This window comes from Micromonospora sp. CA-111912, from assembly GCF_050948415.1.
Taxonomy (GTDB): domain Bacteria; phylum Actinomycetota; class Actinomycetes; order Mycobacteriales; family Micromonosporaceae; genus Micromonospora.
This window is the reverse complement of sequence record NZ_CP192007.1, coordinates 1366900-1387407: the sequence shown is the minus strand read 5'-3', so window position 1 is coordinate 1387407 and position 20508 is coordinate 1366900. Positions and strand designations below refer to the sequence as shown.

Sequence of the window (20508 nt, the reverse complement as noted above, 5' to 3'; positions counted from 1 at the left end):
TCAGGTGAGCACCCTTCGCCCCGCGCTGTTGACCGACCACTACGAGCTGACCATGGTCAGCGCCGCCCTACGGGACGGCACCGCCGACCGCCCGTGTGTCTTCGAGGTCTTCAGCCGCCGGCTGCCCACCGGTCGCCGGTACGGAGTGGTCGCCGGCACCGCCCGGCTGATCGGCATGATCCGCGACTTCCGCTTCTCGGCCGACGAGGTCGACTTCCTGCGCCGCGGTGGGGTGGTCGACGACGCCGGCGCCGATTGGCTGGCCGGTTACCGCTTCACCGGCGACATCGACGGGTACGCCGAGGGCGAGCTGTTCTTCCCCGGCTCCCCCATCCTCACCGTCTCCGGGGGCTTCGCCGAGTGCGTGGTGCTGGAGACGCTGGCGCTGTCGGTGCTCAACCACGACTGCGCGGTGGCCGCGGCGGCCGCCCGGATGGTCACCGCGGCCCGGGGCCGGACTCTGATCGAGATGGGCTCCCGGCGGGCCCACGAGGAGGCGGCGGTCGCCGCCGCGCGGTCCGCGTACCTGGCCGGGTTCCGGTTCACCTCGAACCTGGCCGCCGGCGAACGGTACGGCATCCCCACCGCCGGCACCGCCGCGCACGCGTTCACCCTGCTGCACGGCGACGAGCGGGCGGCGTTCGCCTCCCAGGTCGCCACGCTGGGCAAGGACACCACGCTGCTGGTCGACACGTACGACATCAGCCAGGGCATCCGCAACGCGATCGAGGTCGCCGGGCCGGAACTGCGCGCGATCCGGATCGACTCCGGCGACCTGACGGTGATCGCCCAGCAGTCCCGCGAGTTGCTCGACTCCCTCGGCGCCACCGAGACGAAGATCATCGTCTCCGGCGACCTCGACGAGTACGCCATCGCCACGCTCGCCGCCGAGCCGGTCGACATGTACGGCGCGGGCACGGCCGTGGTCACCGGCTCCGGGGCGCCCACCGCCGGCCTGGTCTACAAGCTGGTCGAGGTGGCGGGGCGGCCGGTGGTGAAGCGCTCGGAGCACAAGGCCACGATCGGCGGCCGGAAGGTGGCCGTCCGCCGGCACAAGCCGACCGGTACCGCGACCGAGGAGATCGTCGTCCCGCAGGGCGTGCCGGACCGGCAGTCGCACGACCGGCTGCTGCAGCGGTCGTACGTGGCCGGCGGCGAGCCGGTCGACCTGCCGACGCTGGACGAGTCGCGGGAGCACCTGCGGCAGTGCCTGATCTCGATCCCGTGGGAGGGCCTGAAGCTCTCCGCCGGCGACCCGGCGATCCCGGTGACCGTCGTCCCCGCCGGCTGACCCGCGCCCACCGCCCCGCCGCCTCGCCATCCGCCCGGCTGACCCGCACCGCGAAGGAGCACCCCTGACATGGCCAACGCGCTGATCATCGTCGACGTGCAGAACGACTTCTGCGAGGGCGGGTCCCTCGCGGTGACGGGCGGGGCGGGCGTCGCCGCCGGGATCTCCCGGCTGCTCGCCGCCGATCCCGACCGCTGGGACCACGTGGTGGCGACGAAGGACTACCACGTGGACCCGGGGGCGCACTTCGGCGACCCGCCGGACTACATCGACTCCTGGCCGGTGCACTGCGTCGTCGGCACGGCCGGCTCGGAGTTCCACCCGGAGCTGACCACCGGCCCGGTCGAGGCGATCTTCCACAAGGGCGAGCGCGCGGCGGCGTACTCCGGCTTCGAGGGGCACGCCGACGACGGCGAGTGCCTGGCCGACTGGCTGCGCGCCCGGGGCGTGGACCGCGTCGACCTGGTCGGCATCGCCACCGACCACTGCGTACGGGCCACCGCGCTGGACGCCGCACGGGAGGGGTTCGCCACCACCGTGCTGCTCGACCTGACCGCCGCCGTGGCACCGGAGACGCTGGACGTCGCGCTGCGCGCGATGGAGGGTGCCGGAGTGGCCATGCACGGCGAGCCGGTGATCCGGGCCGCCTGAGGCGGTAAACCGCTGGCGGGTGTCGTACCCGGGGACGAGGATGTCGCCGGAGGTACGGACCGTCGTGAACATGAAGCCTTACCGGCAGGTGCTCGCCCTGCCCGGTCTCCGGTCGTTGCTGCTGGTGTCGGTGCTCGCCCGCGTCCCGCTCACCGCCACCGGGGTGACCATCACCTTCCACGTGGTGTTCGACCTCGGCCGGGGGTACGGGGCGGCCGGCCTGGTCGGGGCGGCCACCACCGTGGGCGCGGCGCTGGGCGCCCCGCTGCTCGGCCGGCTGGTGGACCGGCACGGCCTGCGCCCGGTGCTCGCCCTGACCACCGTCGCCGAGGCGATCTTCTGGTCCACCGCGCCGGCGCTGCCCTATCCGGTGCTGCTGCCGGCCGCGTTCGTCGCCGGGCTGCTCGCCCTGCCCATCTTCTCGGTGATCCGGCAGTCGATCGCGGCGCTGGTGCCGCCGCAGCGGCGTCGCCCGGCGTACGCGCTCGACTCGATGTCGATGGAGCTGTCGTTCATGGTCGGCCCGGCCCTCGCCGTGGCGCTGTCCACCGCCGTGTCCGCCCGGTTCACCCTGTACGCGGTCGGCGCCGGCGTCGTCGCCGCCGGCATCGCCCTCTGGCTGCTGAACCCGCCCACCCGCGCCACCGACGAGCCGCCCCGCGAGCGCCGCCGGGTGCCCCGCCGGGAGTGGCTGACGGCCCGGCTGGTCGCCCTGTTGGTGGCCAGCCTCGCCGCCACGCTGGTGCTGGGCGGCACCGACGTCGCGGTGGTCGCCGTGCTGCGGGCCGGCGGCGAGGTCGGCTGGACGGGCGCGGTGCTCGCGGCGTGGGCGGTCGCCTCGCTGGTCGGCGGCTTCGCGTACGGCGCGGTCAGCCGGCAGGTGTCCCCGCTGGCGCTGGTGGCCGCGCTCAGCCTGTGCACCCTCCCGGTCGGGCTGGGCGGCGGGCACTGGTGGCTGCTCAGCCTGGCGCTGGTCCCGGCCGGCATGCTCTGCGCGCCGACCCTCGCCGCCACCGCCGACGCGGTCAGCCGGCTGGTCCCGGCCGCCGTGCGCGGTGAGGCGATGGGCCTGCACGGCTCCGCGGTGACCGTGGGCATCGCGCTGGGTGCCCCGCTGTCCGGTGCGGTGATCGACGCCTCCGCGCCCTGGTGGGGGTTCGTGGTGACCGGCGCGATCGGCCTGCTGATCGCCGCCGCCGTGCTCCCCGCCGAGCTGCGCCACCGCCGCGCCCTGACCCCGGCGGGCGGCGGCGAGCTGGCCCGGCCTGGACAACTTGATGTCCCGCACATCGCACCCACCCCCGCCCCGGAAGCCGCGACATCCGGCAAGTCGTGACGCCCCACCGGCGGGCCGGCGGGCCAGGGCCGGTCGGACGGGGCCGCGACGGGCAGGGCCGCGACGGCGTCACCGGGGCGGACGGCACGGGGTGACGACCCGCCACGGGAAGAGGCGACGGGCGCCGTACCCCGGTGGGGGTGCGGCGCCCGTCGTACGGTGCGGTGTGGGTCAGCGCTGGTCGAGGTTCCCGGCGGTGTCCTCCTGGTAGCTGGCGCCACCGTTGGACTCGCTGGTCAGCGGCTTCGCGCCGCCCTCGGGCGGGCCGGCCAGGCTCTGGCCGGCGGCCAGCTCCGGGAACTTCGCGTCGAACGCCGGGCGCTCGGAGCGGATCCGCGGCATCCGGTCGAAGTTGCGCAGCGGGGGCGGCGAGCTGGTCGCCCACTCCAGCGAGTTGCCGTGACCCCACGGGTCGTCGACCTCGACCACCGGGCCGGTCTTGTACGACTTCCAGCAGTTCCAGAGGAACGGCAGGGTCGAGATGCCGGTGATGAAGGCGCCGATCGTGGAGATCATGTTCAGCGTGGTGAAGCCGTCCTGAGGTGCGTAGTCGGCGTACCGGCGCGGCATGCCCTCGGCGCCGAGCCAATGCTGCACCAGGAAGGTCGTGTGGAAGCCGATCATCGTCAGCCAGAAGTGAATCTTGCCCAGCCGCTCGTCGAGCATCCGGCCGAACATCTTCGGGAACCAGAAGTAGACCCCGGCGAAGACGGCGAACACGATCGTGCCGAAGAGCACGTAGTGGAAGTGCGCCACCACGAAGTACGAGTCGTGCACGTGGAAGTCCAGCGGCGGGCTGGCCAGCAGCACACCGGTCAGGCCACCGAAGAGGAAGGTCACCAGGAAGCCGACGGCGAAGAGCATCGGCGTCTCGAAGGTGATCTGGCCCCGCCACATGGTGCCGATCCAGTTGAAGAACTTCATACCGGTCGGGACGGCGATCAGGTAGCTCAGGAAGCTGAAGAACGGCAGCAGCACCTGGCCGGTGGAGAACATGTGGTGCGCCCACACGCTCATCGACAGGGCGGCGATGGCGATGGTCGCGGCGACCAGACCCTTGTAGCCGAAGATCGGCTTGCGGGAGAAGACCGGGATGACCTCGGTGATGATGCCGAAGAACGGCAGCGCGATGATGTAGACCTCGGGGTGCCCGAAGAACCAGAAGAGGTGCTGCCACAGCATCGGCCCGCCGGTGGCGGGGTCGTACACGTGCGCGCCGAGCAGCCGGTCTGCGGCGAGCGCGAAGAGCGCGGCGGCCAGCAGCGGGAAGATCAGGATCGCCAGCAGGCTGGTGACCAGCATGTTCCAGGTGAAGATCGGCATCCGGAACATGGTCATTCCGGGCGCGCGCAGGGTCAGGATCGTGGTGATCAGGTTCACCGCGCCGAGGATCGTGCCCAGACCGGAGATGGCCAGGCCGACGACCCACATGTTGGCGCCGACGCCCGGCGAGTGCTCGACCGTGCTCAGCGGGGTGTACGCCGTCCAGCCGAAGTCCGCCGCGCCGCCCGGGGTGAGGAAGCCGCCGGTCGCCAGCAGGCCGCCGAACAGGTAGAGCCAGTAGGCGAAGGCGTTCAGCCGCGGGAACGACACGTCCGGGGCACCGATCTGGAGCGGCACCACGTAGTTCGCGAAGGCGAACACGACCGGCGTCGCGAAGAACAGCAGCATGATCGTGCCGTGCATCGTGAAGAGCTGGTTGTACTGCTCCGGCGACAGGAACTGCAGCCCGGGGCGAGCCAGCTCGGCCCGCATGATCAGCGCCATCAGGCCGCCGACCATGAAGAACACGAACGCGGTGATCATGTACATGATCCCGATCTGCTTCGCGTCCGTGGTGCGCAGCAGCCGCGAGAATGCCGACCCCTTGACCGGCTCTCGTACCGGCCAGGGCCGGGTCACGACCGGCTTGGGTGCGACGGTGGTCACGAGTGGCCTCCGGTTCTGGGTTTGTGCCGCTCGGCACGCGTGATTATCTGCGGGCCGTCATCCGTAGGGAGGATAGTCCCCAGCAGGTGGGGGTGCCGCGTGGGGTGGGCGGCTACGATGACCGCCCCGCGGGCGAACCCTCACAGCGGGTCGACCAACAATCGGTAGTGCTCGCCGAAGATCCGCCCGCCGCGCCCGCGCAGCAGCGGGTCGCGCAGCGCCGGCGACACGTCTCGGGTGCGGTTGCGGTCCCGGGTCCGGTCCCGCACCCACCGGGTACGCGGACGGCGGCGACTCTCGTACGCCGTCAGGGCCGCCTCGACGGTGTCGGCACCCTTCAGCGAGTCGGCCAGCACCACGGCGTCCTCCAGCGCCATGGCCGCCCCCTGGGACAGGGTCGGGGCGGTGGCGTGGGCGGCGTCGCCGACGAGCAGCACCCGCCCCCGGGACCAGCGCCCCAGCTCGACCTCCTCGGTGGTGCCGACGTGCACCCGTTCCAGCGCCTCCAGCACCTCCGGCACCGGCCCGCCGTACCCGCCGAACAGCTCGCGGAGCCGGGCCGGCGGGTCGGCCGGCGGCACCGTGCCCGCCTCGTCGGCGTAGCAGTAGAGCCGCCCGGCACCGAGCGGCACGACGAGGAAGCCGGCCCGCTGGCCGAGCAGCGCGGTCCACTCCTCGACCCGGGGGCCGCCCCGGACCACGGCCCGGTAGACCACCTGGCCCGCCGGTCGGGACGGCCCGCCCAGCGCGGCCAGGGAACGCACCGCCGAGCGTGGGCCGTCCGCGCCGACCACCAGGTCGTACTCAGCGGCGGTGTTGTCGGCGAAGGTGACGCCGACGGCGGCGGGCAGCAGCTCGATCCCGCACACCTCGGCCCCGTGCCGGACCTCGCCGCCGGCCCCGGTGAGCAGCACCCGGTGCAGCTCGGACCAGGGCAGCGCCCGGCACTCGCCGACGTCGGCCCAGAGGGCGTCCAGGTCGACCTCGCACAGTGGGGCACCGGAGGCGTCGAGGAAGCACTGCCGGTGCACGACCTGCCCGAGCGGGCGCACCGGGCCGTCGAGGTCCAGCCGGCGCAGCGCCCGCGCAGCATTGCCGGGCAGGTAGAGGCCGGTGTCGACGAGTTCCGACGGGGGCAGCTTCTCGGTGACGTCGGGCCGGAAACCCGCCATCCGCAGGCCCCGGGCCACGGCCAGACCGGCGATGCCCGCGCCGACGACGAGAATGCGCAGGGGGGAGCCACCCATCGTGGTGTACGCCTCCGGAGGGGAGTTCGGCACGCGTTGGAGGCAAGACACTACTCGGTGCGATCGGTGCACGCCAGGGCCGTTCGTCCCGGCCGGGTCGCCCCTCGACGGGGCGGCGTCGATCGCCGAAAGCCAGCCGGCCAGGCGAGCGCCGGGGCGTGATTCACGCCAGTGAATGCGCTCCGGGGTGAAAACGAGCCGGTCCCGGTTGCGCGAAGGTTTCAGGCATGTGAATGTGTCCGCAGCGCATGGGAGCGCTCCCGACGCACCTCCGGACCCGTCCGACACCGAAGCCTAGGAGCATTCATGAAGCGTCCAATCCGCGCCCTCGCGACCGCCGGCCTGCTCGCCGCCGGCTCGCTCGTCGCCGTCGCCCTCGGCGGCACCGCCTCCGCCGACACCCAGATCTGCGAGCAGTACGGCTCGACGGTCATCGGCGGGAAGTACGTCGTGCAGAACAACCGCTGGGGCACCAGCGCGCAACAGTGCATCAACGTCACCGGCAACGGGTTCGGCATCACCAGCCAGCAGGGCTCCGCCCCGACCAACGGTGGGCCGGTGTCGTACCCGTCGATCTTCGTGGGCTGCCACTACACCAACTGCTCCCCCGGCACGAACCTGCCGGTCCAGGTGAGCCAGATCAGCAGCGCGCCCAGCAGCATCAGCTACAACTACGTCGGCGGGGCCACCTACAACGCCTCGTACGACATCTGGCTGGACCCGTCGCCGAAGCGGGACGGGGTGAACCAGATGGAGATCATGATCTGGCTCAACCGGCAGGGCTCGATCCAGCCGATCGGCTCGCCCGTGGGCAGCGCCACCGTCGCCGGCCGCACCTGGGAGGTCTGGCGGGGCAACAACGGCGGCAACAACGTCATCTCGTACCTGGCCCCGTCGGCGATCCCCACCATGAGCTTCGACGTCCTGGACTTCATCAACGACACGCGCAACCGGGGCGCGATCACCAGCTCGTGGTACCTCACCAGCATCCAGGCCGGCTTCGAGCCGTGGCAGGGCGGCGCGGGGCTGGCGGTCAACTCGTTCTCGCAGTCGGTGAACACCGGCGGCACACCGCCGCCGACCACGCCCCCGCCGACCACTCCCCCGGCCGGGGGCGGCTGCGCGGTGAAGTACACGCCGAACTCGTGGAACAACGGCTTCACCGCCGACGTGCAGATCACCAACACCGGTTCGTCGACGGTCAACGGCTGGACGCTGGCGTACAGCCTGCCGGCCGGGCAGCAGATCACCGGCTCGTGGAACGCCACCGTGACCCAGAGCGGGTCGGCGGTGACCGCGCGGAACATCGGCCACAACGGCACGCTCGCCCCGGGCGGCACCGCCAGCTTTGGCTACCAGGGGACGCTGAACGGCGCGTACTCGTCGCCGACCAGCTTCACCCTCAACGGCGCGGCCTGCACCCGGCTCTGACCCGGTAACGCCATGGACGGTGGCGGCCGGCCGGCCGTCACCCTCCATACACCGGCTACGGGTCGAATGGTGGCCGGATCACCGCCGCCTCCCGGATCAGCTCGGTGTAGTCCGAGGAGGTGACCTCGTCGGACTGGGACAGCCAGACGGCAGTCTCGGCCAGGAACTCGACCACGTTGTCGAGTTCGACCTGGAGTGAGCTGCCACCCGCCGGGACGGGCTCGTGCCAAACGTCGTAGCCACGCGCGTTGAGCGACGCGACCATCGGCTCCACGGCGAACTCGATCCAGACGTCGCGGAACTCCTCAGCCGAGAGCGACGACGCGACCAAGGCCGCGTCGATGCAGGTAAGGGCGTCCTGCGCGTACGTGCTCCACGGCGAGTCCAGTTCGTGGCCGTTAGGGCCGGAGGCGAGCAGCCGGTCACGAAGATCGGCGTAGTCGGCTTGAGCCGCGCCTCCGACGACGAACCGGGCCACGGCATCGAGAGCGACCCGAGAATCAGGAAAGGTCCATCTGCCCGAGGTCAGTCTCTCCACGTCGGCCAGCAACGGCGACAGCGCTTCACCACAGGCCCCGAACAACGCCGCCTTCGCCCTCGTCGACATCCGCGACAGCGACTGGATCAGCACAGCCATCGCGGCCTCCAAGTCGTACGCTCTCAACGCTCCGGCTCCTGGTTCCGGTCGAGGCGGGCGGCGAGTTCATCAGCCAGACGTCGCCCCTCCTCCGTGAACTCGACCTGTACGTGGCCGTCGAGCAGCCCGCTGCCCATCCCAGGGTGGTCCGCCAGCAGCGGCTCGAACGCCAGCCGACTGTTCATCACCGCCTCCACCGCGAAGTCACTGATCGTCTGGGCCCAGGTCTGGCCGAACACCGGCTCTGCCGCTCCCAACGGTGGTCGTCAACTGGAGGACGGGCTCCATCCGCGCGAAGTCGCCGCCGAAGTCCAGGTAGAGACGGGCCGTCCCGGCTTCGAGCAACGGCTCGTCGCCGTCGTACCAGTCGAGCGCCGCGTGATCCATGTCGTCGTACACTCTGCGCTCTCTGAAAGAAGGCGTGGACGGGCCTCCGATCCCGCCCGACGTTCATCCGCCTTCCGGGAATCCCGTTCCGCTCCTTGCAGATGACCCGAGATCCTGGCCAGGGCCTCGGTTTCACCGGCCCTCAGCTATGTCTCCTCTCCCCGTGCCTGCCCCGGAGGTCGCCGCTACGCCGCCCCGTACACCGGGCAGTCGGGCGGCGGCCTGACGAATGCCCCCACCCGGTCGGGGGACCTGCCCTTCAGCCCCTTTGGAGCTGCCCCGTCCACGCTCCCACTTCACCGACAGCACAAACGGGGCAGCTCCAAAGGGACCAACGCAGGGCACGCCGACCCGGCAGAGGCCGACCTGGCAGGGGCCGATCATGTCGGCAGCGCGCGCATCCCATGGAGCCTGCCAAGCCGGAGACCCGCACGACTTTGCCGGGGCCCTGGGGCACGACCCGACGGGTCCCATCCCCTGCGTCGTTCCCGGCCTTACCTGACCTTGACCTCAACCGCCCCGGTGAACTCCTCGATGAGAACGAGCATGCGGTCGATCATCCGCCGCTGCGTCTCCGAGTCGAGGGCATTCAGGTCACAGCCGCCCGACAACACCTCCGGAACCTCGACGGAAGCGACGACGTACGGCCACGACATGCCGGTATGGCGTCCGAGAACGCGTTGGCACACCCACTCGTGAAACCCCTCCAGGGGCCGCCGGTCCAACGCCTGGTCGAATCCCTCGACGAATGCGACTGCGGTCACGTACTTGTCGTTCAGCAAGTACAACCCCCGACGGCGCGTGAGATGGAAGAGCAATTCAGAAACATGCATGGAAATGATCCCTATGCAAAAGATTGCGACTGCCATGTTCTGCATTGAGACATCGGTGAGAGCGATTCGACGAGCGAGTCAATCGTGACGTCAGGTCGTACATGCGTGCTTGGCCCGCGTACGACCGGACTTCCTGGACCGCGAGTCGGGAGCCGTCGTAGGCGCACAGGTCTTCGCCGGACAGCAGCCAGCCTGCCTCCACCCAACTCTCTGGCGGGTCAGGCATACCCTCCACAGGCTATCTACACGAGCGCTCCGGTAGTCGCCGTCGGAGTCCGTTACGGGGCATGCTGCTTTTGGCTCTCCGCATTGCGGCGTAGACCGTCGACTGGAGGACGGGGGCGGCGTCGTCAGTGGCCGAGGGCGTCGATGTCGCGCATCTCCTCGGCGGTCAGCGAGAAGCCCCAGATGTCGGCGTTGGCGCGGATCCGCTCCGGAGTGACCGACTTCGGGATCACCACGATCTCGTGGTCGATGTGCCAGCGCAGCACCACCTGGGCCGGCGACACCCCGTGCGCGGCGGCGATCCGGGTCAGCACCGGGTCCGCCAGGTCGCTGGACTTGAACGGGCTGTACCCCTCCAGCACCACGCCCCGGTCCCGGTGCTCCAGGTGCCGCTGCCGGTCGTACAGCGACGGGCTCCACCGGATCTGGTTGACTGCCGGGTTCTCCTCGGTGGCCTGGATCAGCTCGTCGATCTGCGCGGTGCCGTAGTTGCTCACCCCGACCGCCCGGGTCAGGTTCTCGTCCCGGGCGGCGAGCAGCTCCCGCCAGACCGGGATGCTGTCGGCCGGCGCGGACGGCGGCCAGTGGATCAGCCACAGGTCGACGTGGTCGGTGCCGAGCGCGCGGAGACTGGCCTCGATCGTCTCCCGCTCCCGTCCCACCCGGTCCGGCGGCAGCTTGGTGGTGATGAAGATGTCCTCCCGGCGCAGCCCGCTCTCCCGGACCGCCCGGCCCACCTCCTCCTCGTTGCCGTACATGGTGGCGGTGTCGAGGTGCCGGTAACCGGCGTCGAGGGCGGCGAGCACGGCGTCGCACCCGGCCTGGCCCGTGGCCTGCCAGGTGCCGAAGCCGAGCAGCGGCATCCGCACGTCGCCGGGGAGCAGGACGCTGGGCTGGTCGAGGCTGTCCATGACGGCTGTTCTACCCGCGATCCCCCCGACCATGCCAGCCCGGGGCACGGGCCCGGCGGCCCTGCGGACGCGGACGGTCCGCAGGGCCTCGCCGGCTCGACCCACCCCCGGGGTCGAGCCGCCGCTTTCCTACCTCCAGGTGATGTCGGAGGCGGAGTAGAGGCAGTTCACGCCGTCGGCGCCCTCGCCGATCTCGGTCGGCTCGCTGCCCTTCGGTACGCCCTTCCACTTCTGGCAGATCTTGGTGCTGTGGTTGGGATCGTTGAGGATGGTGATCCGGCTGAACCGGGCGGTGTCGCCCCAGTTGGTGTTGATGCCGGCCAGCACCTTCGTGGAAGTGGCGGTGATGTTGTCCAGCACCACGTGGCGCTGGTACGAGGTCGAGCAGTTGCCGCAGGCCCGGTAGAGCTTGCCGGAGTTCTCCACCCGGAAGTTCCTGATGTAGACGGTGCCCGCGCCGTTGTGCTGGAACACCTTGTCGGTGCCGGACCGCGCGCCGCCACCGTCGACCGTGTACGTGGTTCCGCCGCGGAAGGTGGCGGCGTCCTCGCCCACGTCCTCCCACCAGACGTTGATCAGGGTGCAGTTGCCTTCGCAGTGCACGCCGTCACCGGCCGGCGCCCCGATGATCACGTTCTTCAGGGTGGCCCCGGCGGCCAGCTCGAACATCGGGTCCTGGCTCTCGGACTGGCCGCCGTCGCCGATGCCGTAGTAGCGCTTCATGCCGCCGTCGAGGGTGCCGGAGACCGGGATGGTGGCGTCGACCTTCTGGCTGCTGGTGGGCGTCGGCCAGCTCGCCGGCGGGGTGGTCGGCGGGGGCGTCGTCGGCGGCGTGGTGGTGGGCGGGGCGCTGGTCGGCGGGGCGGTCGTCGACGGCGGGGTGGTCGGCGTGCCGCCGCCGCCCGAGTCGACCGTCACGTCGTCGAAGCTGCCGCTGGCGTACGCGGTGACCAGGCCGACCCGGCCGGACGCGGCCAGGCTGTTGCTGCCGGAGGCGATCTGCGTGCCGTTGACGAAGCCGCGGATGGTGCTGCCGCTGGTTTCGATCCGCAGCGTGTACCAGTTCCCGGCGCTGACCCCGAGCGAGGCCGAGCCGATCGCGGTGATCTGGCTGCCGTTGACTGCCTGGAGTTCGGCCCGGCCGGAGCCGAGCAGCGCCAGCCGGTACATCTTGGTGCTGCTGGCGGAGCGGGCGGCGAGGCCGACCAGCCCGGTGGAGGAGCCGAAGCCGGTGGGCTTCACCCGGGCCTGCACCTGGTAGTCGGTCCAACTGGTCTGGCCGGCGAACTGCCGGGCCAGCTCGCTGCTGGTGCTGGCCTGGTTGAACACCCCGGAACCGTCGGTGAGCACCGACCAGGTGCCGCCGGACTTGGACCAGCCGGAGGCGTCGCCGTCGTTGAAGTTGTCGGAGAAGACACTGGCCGCGAGGGCGGAGGAGCCCATGCCGGCGGCGAGGGTGACCGCGGTCGCCCCTGCCCCCACCGCCCACAGCAGCGGGTGCCGGTTTTTGGCGCGTCTGATCTGCACTTCTGTCCTCCTTGGCAGGATGGTGGCGGCTCTCGGAGGTGGTTGCGGCCACGACGACGCGCGTCGTGGCGCGCTTGGGACGGTTGGTCCACGCCCGAGGACCGTGCGCCCTGGCGGAGTGCCCGTCACCGCGCAGGGGGAAGGTGGGTTCACCACCTCGGGGAAAGGGCTTTCCCACGCCTGAGGCTATGACCGGCCACACAGCATCGTCAATGCCTGACGGTTGCAGACCTGTTGCAGCCCGCGACGACGGGAACGGGCCCGGCCCGACGCCACCGCCGACCCCCGGGACCCCGGTCGCCACCGTCGCGGCGCACGGCCGGACCGGGCACCGGGCTCAGGCCGCTGCCGGGTCGGTGAGCCGCCAGGCCGCGTTGATCAGCCCGATGTGGGACAGCGCCTGCGGGAAGTTGCCCAGCTGGGCCCCCGTGCGCGGGTCGACCTGCTCGGCGAACAGCCCCACGTCGTTGGCGTGCCCGAGGATCCGCTCGAACAGCCGCCGGGCCCGCTCCGGCTCACCGGCCATCACCAGGCACTCCACCAGCCAGAACGAGCAGAGCAGGAAGCCGGCCGGGTCGGTGTTCCAGCGCCGCACCAGCCCGTCGTCGGTGCCAAGCTCGCGTTCGACCACCGCGATGGTGGCGCGCATCCGCGGGTCGGACGCCTCCAGGAAGTGCACCACCGGCAGGAAGAGGGCCGAGGCGTCCAGCTCCGTCGAGCCGAAGGCCCCGGTGTACGCGCCGACCCGGTCGTTCCAGCCCTCGCGGAGCACGGTCGCGCGGATCTCGTCCCGGATGGCCGCCCAGCGGCGGGGGTCGGCGCGGTCGCCGAGCTGCGGGGCCAGCACGACCGCCCGGTCCAGCGCCGTCCAGCAGAGCACCTTGGACGACAGGTAGTGCCGGTCGGTGTCCCGGGTCTCCCACATCCCCCGGTCGGGCAGCCGCCAGGTCGCGGCGACCTGCTCGGCGAGCCCCACCACCATCTCCCGCAGCTCTTCCGCGAACGGTTCGCCGAGTTGCTCGTGCAGCCGCCAGACCGCCGAGATGACCTCGCCCGGCACGTCGAGCTGGCGCTGCCGCCACGCGTCGTTGCCGATCCGGACCGGCCGGCTGCCGGCGTACCCCCGCAGGTGGGTGCAGTCGTGCTCGGTGAGGTCCCGCTCCCCCTCCAGCCCGAACAGCACGGGCACCGGCGTCCCGCCGACCCGGCCGATCGAGCGGGCCGCCCAGGCGAAGAGCCGGGAGGCCTCGGTCGGGCAGGCGGCCACCCAGAGGGCGCGCATGGTCATCGAGAAGTCACGCAGCCAGGAGAAGCGGTAGTCGTAGTTGCGGTCGCCGCCGATCCGTTCCGGCAACGACGTGGTCAGGGCCGCGGCGACCGCGCCGCTGCGGGCGTACGTCAGGCCGGTGAGCACGGTCGCGCCGTGTCGCACCTGCGGGGCGTACGCGCCGTCGTAGCGGTGCGTCTCCCGGAACCCCTCCCAGGCCCGCACCGTCTCGGCGAGCGCGACGACCGGGTCCAGCCGGGCCGGCCGCTCGCGGTACGCCGGCGCGTACGCCAGGTCGAAGCCGACGCGCTGCCCGGCGGCGACCTCGAACTCCTGCCGGACCCGGTCCTGGTCGGCGCGCAGGGCCGGTCCGGTGCCGCGCAGCACCAGCGTGACCGGCCCGGCGGCGGCCAGCACAGCGCCGTCGTCCTGCTCGTGCAGGTACGGGGTGAGCAGGCCGCACTCGGGGCGCGGAACGAAGTCCAGGCCCATCCGGACCCGGCCGGTGAGCCCCTCGACCACCCGCAGCAGCACGGCCGGGGAGTCCATCCCCACCTCGTGGCCGCGCGCGCCGATCTGGGCGGAGAGGGCGTCGGTGACCGCGACGCTGCCGGAGGGCGTGTGGTGGACCGTGCGCAGCACCAGCGTGTCCGGCCGGTACGCCCGCTCCACCCGGGCCGGAGCGAGCGGCGCGAGCCGCCAGTGCCCGGCCCGTGGGTCCAGCAGCCGGCCGAAGACGGAGGCGCCGTCGAACCGGTCCGGGCACCACCAGTCGACCGAGCCGTCCCGGCCGACCAGCGCGCCGGAGCGGCAGTCGGAGAGGAACCCGTAGTCGGAGATCGGCGGCTGGTCCACCCGCGCCGGGTACCCGCGCCCGCCTGGATCAGGCCGGCGAGGGCGCGGGGGCCCTCGCCGGCCGGGCCGGACCGGTCAGGAGGTCGGCGGCTCGTCCTTGCCGGCCGCCTCCGCCGCGTCGGCCTCCTCCTTGGTCCGGTGCACGGCCTGGTCGGCGTGCTCGGGCGGGCCGTAGACGGTGTAGAGGACCAGCGGGTTGGGGCCGGTGTTGACGAAGTTGTGCTTCGTCCCGGCCGGTACGACCACCAGGTCGCCCTGGGCGACCTCCTTCTTCTCCCCGGCCACCCGGGCCTCGCCGGTGCCGCTGACGAAGGTGAGAATCTGGTCGGTGTCCTCGTGGACCTCCTCGCCGATCTCGCCGCCCGGCGGGATGGTCATGATCACCAGCTGGGTGTGCTCACCGGTCCACAGCACCCGCCGGAAATCTGGGCTCTTCTCGGCGACGGTCGCGATCGTGAAATGCTCCATGCCGGGCACATACCCGGTGGCGGCCCCCGTCACGCCGGGAACGGCAGATGATGGAAATCCTCACTGATCCGGGGTTTGGGCCCGCCCGGACCGGGCATCGAGAGCATCAGCCGGCGCAACCGGGCCGGTCGAGCCAGGTCCCCGCCGGCGTACCGCCGTACGGCTGCGGTGGTGGGAGACGGCCGGAGCGCGGCGACGTTACGACCCCCGGGTCGCGGCGGCGCCGTGCGCCCGTGTCCGGGCTCGACACCCGACCGGTCCCCGCCACCGGACGTGACGGGGACCGGATTTCGCGGGGTCAGGACGCGACGGTCAGGTGGAACGACCGGTCCGCGGGCACCCCTGCCGAGGTGAAGGTCTGGACGAAGACCCCGTTGGGCACGCCGGCGCGGCCGACCACCGCGATCTCGCCGCTGGGCGAGTTGCCGATGCTGCCGGTCAGGCCGATCGTCCCGACGAACGCCGACTGGGACACGTCGTGGGCGAAGACGACCTGGTAGATGCCGACGCCGAGCCGGGCGGCGGAGGCGGCCCCGAAGCCGCGGACCAGCACCCCGGTGGACTCGATCACCGCCCAGAAGAGCTGCGCGGTGGGTGGCATCCCGGCGAAGGTCGCGGGAACGAGTTGCGCGCTGGCCTCGGTGCGGTCGCTGGCGCTCGCGACGGGCTGATCGGCGGGCTGCTTGGCGGCGGTGGACATGGTGGCTCCTTGACTGCCGCCTGCTAGGGGCGGCGAGCTAGAGGGGTGAAAGGGAGATAAATACCGATCAGATGCCACTTGCCGGTTCAATCTGATCAATACCCTTTATGAGGCAAACGCTAATCGCTGCCGCCCATCCAGGGCCAGCGCAGGAGCTGTCCAATCATGGACTCTCAGCTATGTGATCACGCCGCTGAGCTGCGGATTAGTCGAGGCGTCCTGACCGCCCCGGCCGGGGCGGACGACCAGGCGGGCCGCTCCGGCGGCGCGGAACGGCCGGCGGGCCCGCTGGCGGAGCGACGGCGCGGACCGGCGGGTACGGCCCCGTCGTCGACCGCCACCGGGGCTGGTCAGCCGTCGCGGTGCAGCCAGGCGAGCAGGTCCGGCGGGGCGAGGACGGCGGTCCGGGCCCGGTACCGGGCCAGCGTCGCCTCGTCGAGCAGCTCCCGGCCCTGCCCGGAGCGACCGCGCCGGAAGAAGGCCGACCGGTCCTTCAGCACGCCCGCCGGGTCGGGAACGAGCCGGTCGGCCCGTTGGCACATCCGGTCGAAGGTGGCGGCCTCGACCAGCTCAGGCCAGCGCGGCGCGGGCACCTCGATGCCGAACCGGCCGGCCAGCGCGCGCATCTGCCCGTCCAGGTCGGCCACCAGGTCGTCGTAGTGCACCAGAGTCACGTTGGGCCGGTCCCGGCGGGCCCAGGCATCGCCGAGATGCCACATCACCCCCTGGAGGGAGTCCATCTCCTCGCGCGGGTCGGCCTCCCGGTCCACCCAGCGCCCCAGCGCCTCCACCAACGGGGTACGCGGGGCGGACGGTCCCTGCGGCGCCGGCTGGCCGGTCAGCTCGGCCAGCCGCTCCCGGTCGAGGTTGCCGCTCTGGTGCCAGAGGGAGACCGCCATGTCCAGCGGGTGCCGGGCCACCACGACGTAGTGCGCCCGGTCGTCCAGCGGGATCCCGTCGAGCGGGGTGTGGGTCTTGACGAACCGGCGGTGCGGCTGGGCGGCGAGCCGGGCGTACACCTCGTCGCGGGGCTCGACCAGCCAGTCCAGCCAGGGCGACAGCTCCGGCAGCGGCGCCGGCAGCTCGGGTGTGCCGAACACCAGCAGGGCGCAGATCATCTGCATCCAGGTGGTGCCGTTCTTGGACCGGGTGCTGATGACGATGTCGCCGTCGCGAAAGGGGAAACCACGCCACCGGGCACTGTCTTCCTCGGACGAGCGATAGCGAATGGGGGCGCCGGGCACCCGAGGATGGTAGCGACCGACGCGCCCGCGCGCCCGCATTTGCCGGAAGCCCTGTGACGAGCGCCGATGTGTCGCTACATTGAACTATGGTGCCCGCGCACAGGGATCGGGCGGCGGAGCCGGTCTACCGCCCCGTCCTCACCGGTCGACGGAGCACGCTGGAGGCGCTCCGGCACCTCGACGGCGTCACGGCCGCCCTGCTCGCCCCGGTGCTCGACGTGTCCACGATGGACCAATCCCTTCCGGACAGCCTCACCCGGCTGCCGCCGGGGCTGCTGCCGGCGGTCGACGTGACCGCGCTGCCCGACGGGGCGGGCGGCGAACTGGTCCGCTGGGGCGTACCGCTGGTCCCGGTGGCAGGGCTCACGGAGAGCGACGCACGGCTGACGGCGCACGGCCTGGCGGCCCGGGCGTACGCCGACCGGCTGGTGGTGCGGCTACGGGCCGGCCTCGACCGGTCGGGCCCGGACGCGACGACGGCCGCGGTGGAGCGGATCTGGCGGCTCACCCGGCTGGCCCCGGAACAGTGCGAACTCCTCGTGGACGCCGGGGACGTCTGCTGCCCCGCCGACGTCCGGTCGGCGGAGCCTCGGGTTCGCCGGCTGGTGGACTGGGCGCGGCGGCACGCCTGGCAGGCGGTGACCGTGGCGGCCGGCGGGGTGCCGCCGACGTTGTCCCGGCTCCCCACCGACGAGCCGGTACGCCTGGACCGCTGGGACTGGCTGCTCTGGCGGCGGCTGGCCGACCTCGGCGTCGGGTACGGCGACTACGGGGTCGACTGCGCGGTGCCCGGGGCGGACGTCGCCGGGGACCGGCTGCCCACCGTCCGCTACACGACCGACGGGGCGTGGTGGGTGTACCGCTGGTCGCGGCGCGGCGGCCGGGGCGACGAGCGGGTGGCGGACCTGTGCCGGACGCTGGTGTCGGCACCACACTGGCCGGCGGGCGGGGCCGGCTTCTCCTGGGGCGACCACGAGATCCTGCGCCGGTCCCGGGGCATGGCCGGGGCCGGGTCGACGACGAACTGGGCGGCCTGGAGCACCTCGCACCACCTGGCACGGGTGCTGTTCGACCTCAGCCGACCGGAGGGGGCGCGGCCGGCGGACGACCGGCGACCCGGGACGCGGCCCGGCGGGGAGGACCGCGCGTGGTCGGGTGGCGAGCGCCGGACCGGCGGGTGGCGCGGCGGCCCGGAGCGTGGCCGCCCCGGCCGACCGCACCGGGGCGGCGAGGCCGGACGGGCCGACTGAGTCGCGACGGCCCTTCCTCGCGGGTGGCGGCCCCTCCCTCGCGGGTGAAGCCGGAGCGACTACTCCTTGTCGGTGAAGCCGAACTGGACGATTCCCTCGTCGTCGACGCTGGCGTCGACCGAGGTGTCGCTGAGCAGCTCGGCGGCGTCGGAGTCGAGGAAGATCCGGGCCCCCTCGGTGTCCACCACCTGGTCGCCCTGCGCCGGCTCGGGCACCAGCTCGATGGTGAGCGAGCCGGCGTCGGCGTCGGCGGCGATGCGCAGGCCGCCGTCCGGGGAGACATCCTCCTGGGCGGCGAGGTCGCGGATCACGAGCACGGCGTTGTCGGTCATGGTCAGCATGGTGGGCTCCTCGTGGGTTCTTCCGGTCGCGGATCGGCACAGGCCGGGCTCAGCCCGCGGACGAGCACGCGGGGGAGCTGGGCGACGAAAGGCCCGTCGCCGTACGAAACGGGGCAGGTCGCATGCCCCTCCCTGCCTACGTTGCCTCCTGACGAGGCATCCGTCAAATAGACCGCGCTCGACCGATCCCGCACAGCAAAACCGCCTCCCAGCTGCCCCGACACTCCCTAGGCTGGGCCCATGGACGACGCTAGGTGGTATGCGGCCGAGTTCCTCGGCACCCTGCTGCTGGTGTTCTCGGACGGCGCGGCGCGAACCCCTGACCTCCCCGGTTTGGCAATAACCTTCACCTGATGGGGTTTCCCGGCAGAAAGCTGCATGGCAGCATCAGCGCATGCATCGTCGTCTCTTCCCCCGGGCGCTCGCGCTGGCGGCGTTGGTCGCCGTCGCGGCCACGGCCGGCGCCCCCACCGCGACCGCCGAGGCGCCCACCCCGGCGCGGACGCGGCTCACCGCGACCATCGACGCGATCCTGGCCGACTCCCGGCTCGCCGGCGCGCAGGCCGGGGTGGTCGTGGTGGACACCGCGACGGGCGAGACCCGCTACGACCGCAACGGTGACCGTCGGCTGGTCCCGGCCTCCAACACCAAGCTGTTGACCTCGACGGCGGCGCTGGCGCTGCTCGGCCCGGGCCACCGGTTCAGCACCACGGTGAGCGCGGACGGGCGGCGGCGGAGCGGGCTGGTCTCCGGGAATCTCTACCTACGCGGCGGCGGCGACCCCACCATGCTCGCCACCGACTACGACGAACTGGCCACCCAGGTCGCCGCAGCCGGCATCCGGGTGGTGACCGGGGACCTGGTCGCCGACGACACCCGCTACGACGACACCCGGCTGGGCTCGGACTGGACCTGGGACGACGAGCCCTACTACTACGCCGCGCAGGTCTCGGCGCTGACCGTCGCGCCGGACACGGACTACGACGCGGGCACCGCGATCGTGCACGCCGCCCCGGCCACCACGGCCGGGGGGAAGCCGGCGGTCACCATGACCCCGCCGAACGGGTACCTGCGGATCGACAACCGCGCCGAGACCGTGTCCACCGGGGAGACCACCCTCTCCTTCGAGCGCGCGCACGGGAGCAACACCGTCGTCGTCACCGGCCAGATCGCCGTGGGCGCGGACCCGGCCAGCGAGTGGGTGACCGTCTGGGAGCCGACCGGGTACGCCGCCGACGTGTTCCGCGCCGCCCTGCGCCGGCACGGCGTCAGGGTGCTCGGCCGGACGGTGCCCGGGCGGGCCACCCCGGCCGACGCCACCCCGATCGCCAGGCACGACTCGATGGCCCTGGCCGAACTGATGGTGCCGTTCCTCAAGCTTTCCAACAACGGTCACGCCGAGGTGCTGACCAAGGAGATCGGCCGCATCCTCACCGGCTCCGGGACCTGGCCGGCCGGGCTCACCGCGATCAGCGAGTACGTCGCCGACACCGGGATGGACACCGGGACGCTGCGCCAGCGGGACGGCTCCGGGCTGTCCCGGCGGAACATGATCCCGCCGGCCCAGTTCGCCGCCCTGCTCGCCACGGTCCGCGCCGAGCCGTGGTTCGACGCCTGGTACGCCGCGCTGCCGGTCGCCGGCAACGCCGACCGTTTCGTGGGCGGCACCCTGCGCAGCCGAATGCGCGGCACTGCTGCGGCGGACAACGTGCACGCCAAGACCGGCAGCCTGACCGGCGCGTCCGGCCTCTCCGGCTACGTCACCGACGCCGACGGGCACCTGCTGGCCTTCTCCATCGTGCTGAACAACTACCTCGCCTCGTCGGTCAAGGGGCTGGAGGACCAGATCGCGATCGCGCTGGCGTCGTACAGCGAACGGGATCCGGGGGCGTCGCGGCCGGCGCCGCCTGCTGCGCCCGACACGCCGCGGACCCCCGAGGGCCGGGAGTGCTCCTGGGTGAAGCCGATCGCCTGTTGA

19 protein-coding genes are annotated in these 20508 nt (G+C 72.3%); 6 read left to right on the top strand and 13 right to left on the bottom strand.

Annotated features, from left to right (window positions below; translation table 11 throughout):
* Positions 1-4 precede the first annotated feature (4 nt).
* The 3 genes from ACQPZO_RS06360 to ACQPZO_RS06350 all read left to right on the top strand — a co-directional run bounded on the left by ACQPZO_RS06360 (position 5) and on the right by ACQPZO_RS06350 (position 3278).
* Positions 5-1291: a nicotinate phosphoribosyltransferase gene (locus ACQPZO_RS06360; protein ID WP_433347902.1), complete on the top strand. Its 1287-nt coding sequence runs from the start codon at positions 5-7 to the stop codon at positions 1289-1291.
* A 69-nt stretch (positions 1292-1360) separates the two neighbouring features.
* Positions 1361-1942, top strand: a complete 582-nt coding sequence (locus tag ACQPZO_RS06355) for an isochorismatase family protein (RefSeq protein ID WP_433347900.1) — start codon at positions 1361-1363, stop codon at positions 1940-1942.
* A 40-nt stretch (positions 1943-1982) separates the two neighbouring features.
* A complete protein-coding gene (locus tag ACQPZO_RS06350; protein WP_433347899.1) occupies positions 1983-3278 on the top strand; it encodes an MFS transporter in 1296 nt (431 codons plus the stop codon).
* Between the two features lie 171 nt (positions 3279-3449).
* On the opposite strand, the gene ctaD is transcribed toward ACQPZO_RS06350, so the two are convergent.
* Positions 3450-5207 (bottom strand): aa3-type cytochrome oxidase subunit I, encoded by a 1758-nt coding sequence (gene ctaD, locus ACQPZO_RS06345; protein ID WP_433347897.1) that lies wholly within the window; start codon positions 5205-5207, stop codon positions 3450-3452.
* A gap of 140 nt (positions 5208-5347) precedes the next feature.
* Positions 5348-6454 carry an FAD-dependent monooxygenase gene (locus ACQPZO_RS06340; protein ID WP_433350833.1) on the bottom strand — a complete coding sequence of 369 codons (1107 nt, stop codon included), beginning with the start codon at positions 6452-6454 and terminating at the stop codon, positions 5348-5350.
* 306 nt (positions 6455-6760) lie between these two features.
* On the opposite strand from ACQPZO_RS06340, the gene ACQPZO_RS06335 reads away from it, so the two are divergent.
* Entirely contained in the window at positions 6761-7885 is a 1125-nt protein-coding gene (locus tag ACQPZO_RS06335) for a GH12 family glycosyl hydrolase domain-containing protein (RefSeq protein WP_433347896.1), read from the top strand.
* A 55-nt stretch (positions 7886-7940) separates the two neighbouring features.
* Here ACQPZO_RS06335 and ACQPZO_RS06330 read toward each other — a convergent pair whose 3' ends face one another.
* From ACQPZO_RS06330 to ACQPZO_RS06285, 10 genes are all read right to left on the bottom strand, one after another.
* The gene (locus ACQPZO_RS06330; RefSeq protein ID WP_433347894.1) at positions 7941-8522 is read right to left on the bottom strand and encodes a hypothetical protein; all 582 of its coding nucleotides are present in this window, start codon (positions 8520-8522) and stop codon (positions 7941-7943) included.
* 23 nt (positions 8523-8545) lie between these two features.
* Entirely contained in the window at positions 8546-8707 is a 162-nt protein-coding gene (locus tag ACQPZO_RS06325) for a hypothetical protein (protein WP_433347893.1), read from the bottom strand.
* A 19-nt stretch (positions 8708-8726) separates the two neighbouring features.
* Positions 8727-8921, bottom strand: a complete 195-nt coding sequence (locus ACQPZO_RS06320) for a hypothetical protein (RefSeq protein ID WP_433347891.1) — start codon at positions 8919-8921, stop codon at positions 8727-8729.
* Between the two features lie 482 nt (positions 8922-9403).
* Positions 9404-9778, bottom strand: coding sequence for a hypothetical protein (locus ACQPZO_RS06315; RefSeq protein WP_433347889.1), 375 nt, complete (start codon positions 9776-9778; stop codon positions 9404-9406).
* Between the two features lie 314 nt (positions 9779-10092).
* Positions 10093-10878, bottom strand: a complete 786-nt coding sequence (locus tag ACQPZO_RS06310) for an aldo/keto reductase (protein WP_433347887.1) — start codon at positions 10876-10878, stop codon at positions 10093-10095.
* Positions 10879-11007: 129 nt separating this feature from the next.
* Positions 11008-12405: a pectate lyase gene (locus tag ACQPZO_RS06305; RefSeq protein WP_433347886.1), complete on the bottom strand. Its 1398-nt coding sequence runs from the start codon at positions 12403-12405 to the stop codon at positions 11008-11010.
* A gap of 337 nt (positions 12406-12742) precedes the next feature.
* Positions 12743-14527 carry a glycoside hydrolase family 15 protein gene (locus ACQPZO_RS06300; RefSeq protein ID WP_433347884.1) on the bottom strand — a complete coding sequence of 595 codons (1785 nt, stop codon included), beginning with the start codon at positions 14525-14527 and terminating at the stop codon, positions 12743-12745.
* A 75-nt stretch (positions 14528-14602) separates the two neighbouring features.
* Entirely contained in the window at positions 14603-14995 is a 393-nt protein-coding gene (locus ACQPZO_RS06295; protein ID WP_350886376.1) for a cupin domain-containing protein, read from the bottom strand.
* 298 nt (positions 14996-15293) lie between these two features.
* On the bottom strand, positions 15294-15695 hold the full coding sequence (locus ACQPZO_RS06290) for a hypothetical protein (RefSeq protein ID WP_433347882.1): 402 nt from the start codon (positions 15693-15695) through the stop codon (positions 15294-15296).
* Positions 15696-16045: 350 nt separating this feature from the next.
* Positions 16046-16939: a sulfotransferase domain-containing protein gene (locus ACQPZO_RS06285; RefSeq protein WP_433347880.1), complete on the bottom strand. Its 894-nt coding sequence runs from the start codon at positions 16937-16939 to the stop codon at positions 16046-16048.
* Between the two features lie 86 nt (positions 16940-17025).
* On the opposite strand from ACQPZO_RS06285, the gene ACQPZO_RS06280 reads away from it, so the two are divergent.
* Complete coding sequence (locus ACQPZO_RS06280; protein ID WP_433347878.1) at positions 17026-18189, top strand: beta family protein; 1164 nt, start codon at positions 17026-17028, stop codon at positions 18187-18189.
* 59 nt (positions 18190-18248) lie between these two features.
* On the opposite strand, the gene ACQPZO_RS06275 is transcribed toward ACQPZO_RS06280, so the two are convergent.
* Entirely contained in the window at positions 18249-18530 is a 282-nt protein-coding gene (locus tag ACQPZO_RS06275; RefSeq protein ID WP_387016834.1) for a HesB/IscA family protein, read from the bottom strand.
* A 394-nt stretch (positions 18531-18924) separates the two neighbouring features.
* Between ACQPZO_RS06275 and dacB the strand changes: the two genes are divergently transcribed.
* Positions 18925-20508 (top strand): D-alanyl-D-alanine carboxypeptidase/D-alanyl-D-alanine endopeptidase, encoded by a 1584-nt coding sequence (dacB, locus tag ACQPZO_RS06270; protein ID WP_433347876.1) that lies wholly within the window; start codon positions 18925-18927, stop codon positions 20506-20508.